This is a genomic window from Paracoccus binzhouensis (assembly GCF_016446475.1).
Taxonomy (GTDB): Bacteria; Pseudomonadota; Alphaproteobacteria; order Rhodobacterales; family Rhodobacteraceae; genus Paracoccus; species Paracoccus binzhouensis.
On the sequence record NZ_JAEHFP010000203.1, the window covers coordinates 1 to 3,509 of the forward strand.

At 69.3% G+C, this 3,509-nt stretch carries 4 protein-coding genes; all 4 read left to right on the forward strand.

The genetic code is table 11. The annotated features are described in order from the left end of the window. The coding region (locus tag I9P22_RS23665) for a hypothetical protein (protein ID WP_199262625.1) at positions 1-692 on the forward strand (692 nt) is incomplete at its 5' end. Between the two features lie 96 nt (positions 693-788). After that, positions 789-2,744, forward strand: a complete 1,956-nt coding sequence (locus tag I9P22_RS23670) for a type VI secretion system Vgr family protein (RefSeq protein ID WP_199262626.1) — start codon at positions 789-791, stop codon at positions 2,742-2,744. Further along, entirely contained in the window at positions 2,744-3,169 is a 426-nt protein-coding gene (locus tag I9P22_RS23675) for a DcrB-related protein (protein ID WP_199262627.1), read from the forward strand. Before I9P22_RS23670 ends, I9P22_RS23675 begins: the two co-directional genes overlap by 1 nt. A gap of 5 nt (positions 3,170-3,174) precedes the next feature. Next, on the forward strand, positions 3,175-3,509 hold a 335-nt coding region (locus I9P22_RS23680; protein WP_199262629.1), incomplete at its 3' end, for a hypothetical protein.

A 3,509-nucleotide genomic window follows, 5' to 3' on the forward strand; every position in this document is an offset into this window, starting at 1 on the left:
CCGAGGTCGCGCCGCCGCCCGGGCTGCCGGCCGCCGTGGCCGATCTGCCGCCGCGCGACGCCTCGACCCGCGAGGGGTTCCTGGCCACCCAGCCCCTGCCGGCCTGCGCCCTGGCCGACCGCATCGCGGCCGGGCCGAATGCCGGGCAGATCCGCTTCCTTGGCCCGGCCGATCTGGACCCGGCGCCGGTGGTCGCGGCCTATGGTAGCCGCTTCGGCGTCAGCCCCTCGGTCCAGCGCGGCGCGGTGAGCCGGGCGCAATGCCCGCTGCTGGATTTCCTGCGCGAGATCGCCGGCCGCCCCGCGCCGCCGGTCACGCTGCAGGCCCAGGCCAGCGCCGCCGGAGAGCAGCTGCAGGTCCGCGGCTCGGTCGATGCGGGGGCGGGGCGCAATCTGTGGCTGCTGATCGTGCCGCCCTCGGGCGAGGTCTACGACCTGTCCTCGCAACTGGGCGAGGCGGCGGCGGGCGAGGGGCGCACCTTCGGCTTCGCGCTGTCGCAGGACCAGGCGGCGGCAGGGGCCGGGACCGGGGCCTATCTGCTGGTAGCGCTGGCCACCGATGCCCCGATCGCGGCAGTGGCGGCCGCGCCCTCGGGCGTGCCGGCAGAGGAGCTGCTGCCGCGGGTGCTGGAGGAGCTGCGTGCTGCCGGAGAGGCGCCCTCGCTGGCCATCCAGCCCATCGCCATGCCGTGACGGAAGGCGGCGGATTTTGTCCGCCCCCGTCCCGCCGCGCTTTGAATGCCCGGCGAATGGCGCTATGAATCGGTCATGCATTGAGTGGAGGCATTTGTGAACGTCCCTTTCAAGCAGACAGGCCGTCTTGGTCGCCTGACCACGGCTCTGGGGCCAGATGAGCTGGCGCTTTTGCGGCTCGACGGCTCGGATCATCTGAACGAACTTTTCGATTACCGCGTCGAGGCCCTGGCCACGCACAGCAAGGTGGATTTCGACGCGCTGATCGGCACCCATGCCACCGTCGAGATCGAGGGCCGCGCCGGCCCGCGCCAGTTCGACGGCATCGTGACCCAGGCCCGCTGGGCCGGGGTGGGCGAGAACGGCCATCGCTACGACCTGACCCTGCGCCCCTGGCTGTGGCTGGCGAGCCGGCGCCGCAACCAGCGGATCTTCCACAACAAGACCGTGGTGCAGATCCTGACCGAGCTTTTCGCGGATTACGCCGCGCTGGGCGATCCGGCGCTGGAGTTCCAGCTGTCCGAGGATTACCCGGTGCTGGAATATACCGTGCAATACCGCGAATCCGACATGGATTTCGCCCGCCGCCAGATGGAGCGGCACGGCATCAGCTTCCATTTCCGCCATGCCATGGGCAGCCATACCATGGTGCTGACCGACGACGTGCTGGCGCATGAAACCATCGGCACCCGGCCCTATAAAAGCTATGACGGCCATCACCAGGCCGAGGGCGAGCATTTCTGGGACTGGACGGCCGAGCGCAACCTGACCACCGGGGCCACGCGGCTGATCGACTACAACTTCAAGACCCCCACCGCCGCCATGGAGGTGGACCAGCTGGGCGATGCGGCGCATGCCTTCGGGCAGCTGGAGAGCTACGAATATCCCGGCGACTTCCCCGATCAGGAGACCGGGCGGCGCATCGCGCAGCGGCGCATGAAGCAGTTCCGCGGCGGCGACAGCCGGGTGCGCGCCATGGGCGACTGCCTGGCGCTCGGCTCGGGCAAGACCCTCACCCTGGGCGGCGACGACGTGCCGGGCCTGGGGGAACGGTTCCTGTGCCTGTCGGCCAGCCACCATTTCGTCTCCGAGGCCTATGGCTCGGGCGGGGCGGGCAGCGACGGCTATTCCTTTTCCGGCGCCTATGTGCTGATGCCGGACAAGGCGCCGATGGTGCCGCCGCGGCGCACGCCGATGCCGGTCATGCAGGGCCCGCAGACCGCCGTGGTGGTGGGCGAGGGCGAGATCGACTGCGACGAGTTCGGCCGCATCCTGGTGCGCTTCCACTGGGACCTGGAGGGCGCGATCTCGATGCGCTGCCGGGTGGCGCAGAACTGGGCCGGCAACGGGCTGGGCGGCGTAGTGATCCCGCGCATCGGCATGGAGGTGGTGGTCGATTTCATCGACGGCGACCCCGACAAGCCCATCGTCACCGGCTGCGTGGTGAACGGCCAGAACGGCAATATCTACGGGCTGCCGGCCAGCAAGACGAAAAGCGGCTTCAAGACCAAGACCCATCAGGGCTCGGGCTTCAACGAGCTGAGCTTCGAGGACGCCAACGGCGCCGAAAAGATCTTCCTGCACGCGCAGAAGGACATGGAGCGGGTCATCAAGGACAACGAATCCACCTTGGTCGAGGGCGGCAACCGCACCATCACCGTACAGGCGGGGGACGAGACCAAATCCGTCGCCAGCGGCAACCTGACCGAGACGGTGGCGCTGACCCGCGCCAGCCAGGCGACGAAGATCACCGAGACGGCGGTGGCCGGCAAGGCCGGGCCGGGCGTCATCGCCTATTCCGCCGATGACGACATCACCGCCACCGCCAAGAAGCTGGTCTCGCTGCATTCCGACCTGCAGATGCAGCAGACCGCCAAGACCATTCACGCCGAGGCCAAGGAAAGCATCACGCTCAAGGTCGGCAGCGGCACCATCACCATGACCAAGGAAGGGATCGTGCTGCAATTCGGCTCGACCCGCGTCACCCTGGCCGAGGGGGTGCTGGACCAGGTCGCCGGAATGATTCATCTCAACAAGGATTCAGCGGGCTGATGTATCGCATCAACGAAGGCAGCATCGACCTGCCGCGCGAATGGCAGGACCGGACCATCAATGTCGTGTCCTCGAACCCCTCGGGACCGGGGGTGTCGCTGACCATCACCCGCGACGACATGCCCTGGGGCATGGGCTTCGCGGAATATGTCGAGGACCAGGCGAAACAGGCCGCGCAGGCGCTGAAGGACTTCCGCATCGACGCCCGGCGCGAGCTGTCGGTGAACGGCGTCCCCGCGATCGAGATCGAATGCCACTGGGTGGCCAAGCAGGGGCCGATCCACCAGCTGATCACCACCGTCAGCGCCAGCGGCGGCAGGGTGCTGGTGCTGACCGCCTCGACCGGCGGCGAGATGAGCGCGGCGCAGCAGGCCGAGATGCGGCGCATCGTCTCGACCCTGCGGCTGGAAACGGTGGGGGCCTGAGGGCGATGGGCGGCTGGCTCGACGGCATGACCCTGGGCGGGGCGCGCGTCGCCGGCCGGCGCGGGCACGAGGGCGGCCCGGCGAACGGGCAGGGCACTGGCACGCAGCCGGTGCTGAGCGACTATCACCAGCAGGCCATCGACGCCTCGAACGCGCAGACCGGGCCGAACGGTTTCGAGCAGGGCGTCGATTCTGCCATCGCCACCTATAATTCCGACGCGGTGCAGAACACGCTGACCGTGGCGCCGGTCGCCATGGCGGCGGCCTATGGCGCCGGCACGGCGATGGGGGCGGGACTGACCGGCACGGCGGTGCTGAGCGCGGCCGCCACGGCGGCGGC

Bases quoted from the DNA above. Each gene is read 5' to 3' on its own strand.
- I9P22_RS23675 (WP_199262627.1), top strand. From the start codon at position 2,744: ATGTATCGCATCAACGAAGGCAGCATCGACCTGCCGCGCGAATGGCAG.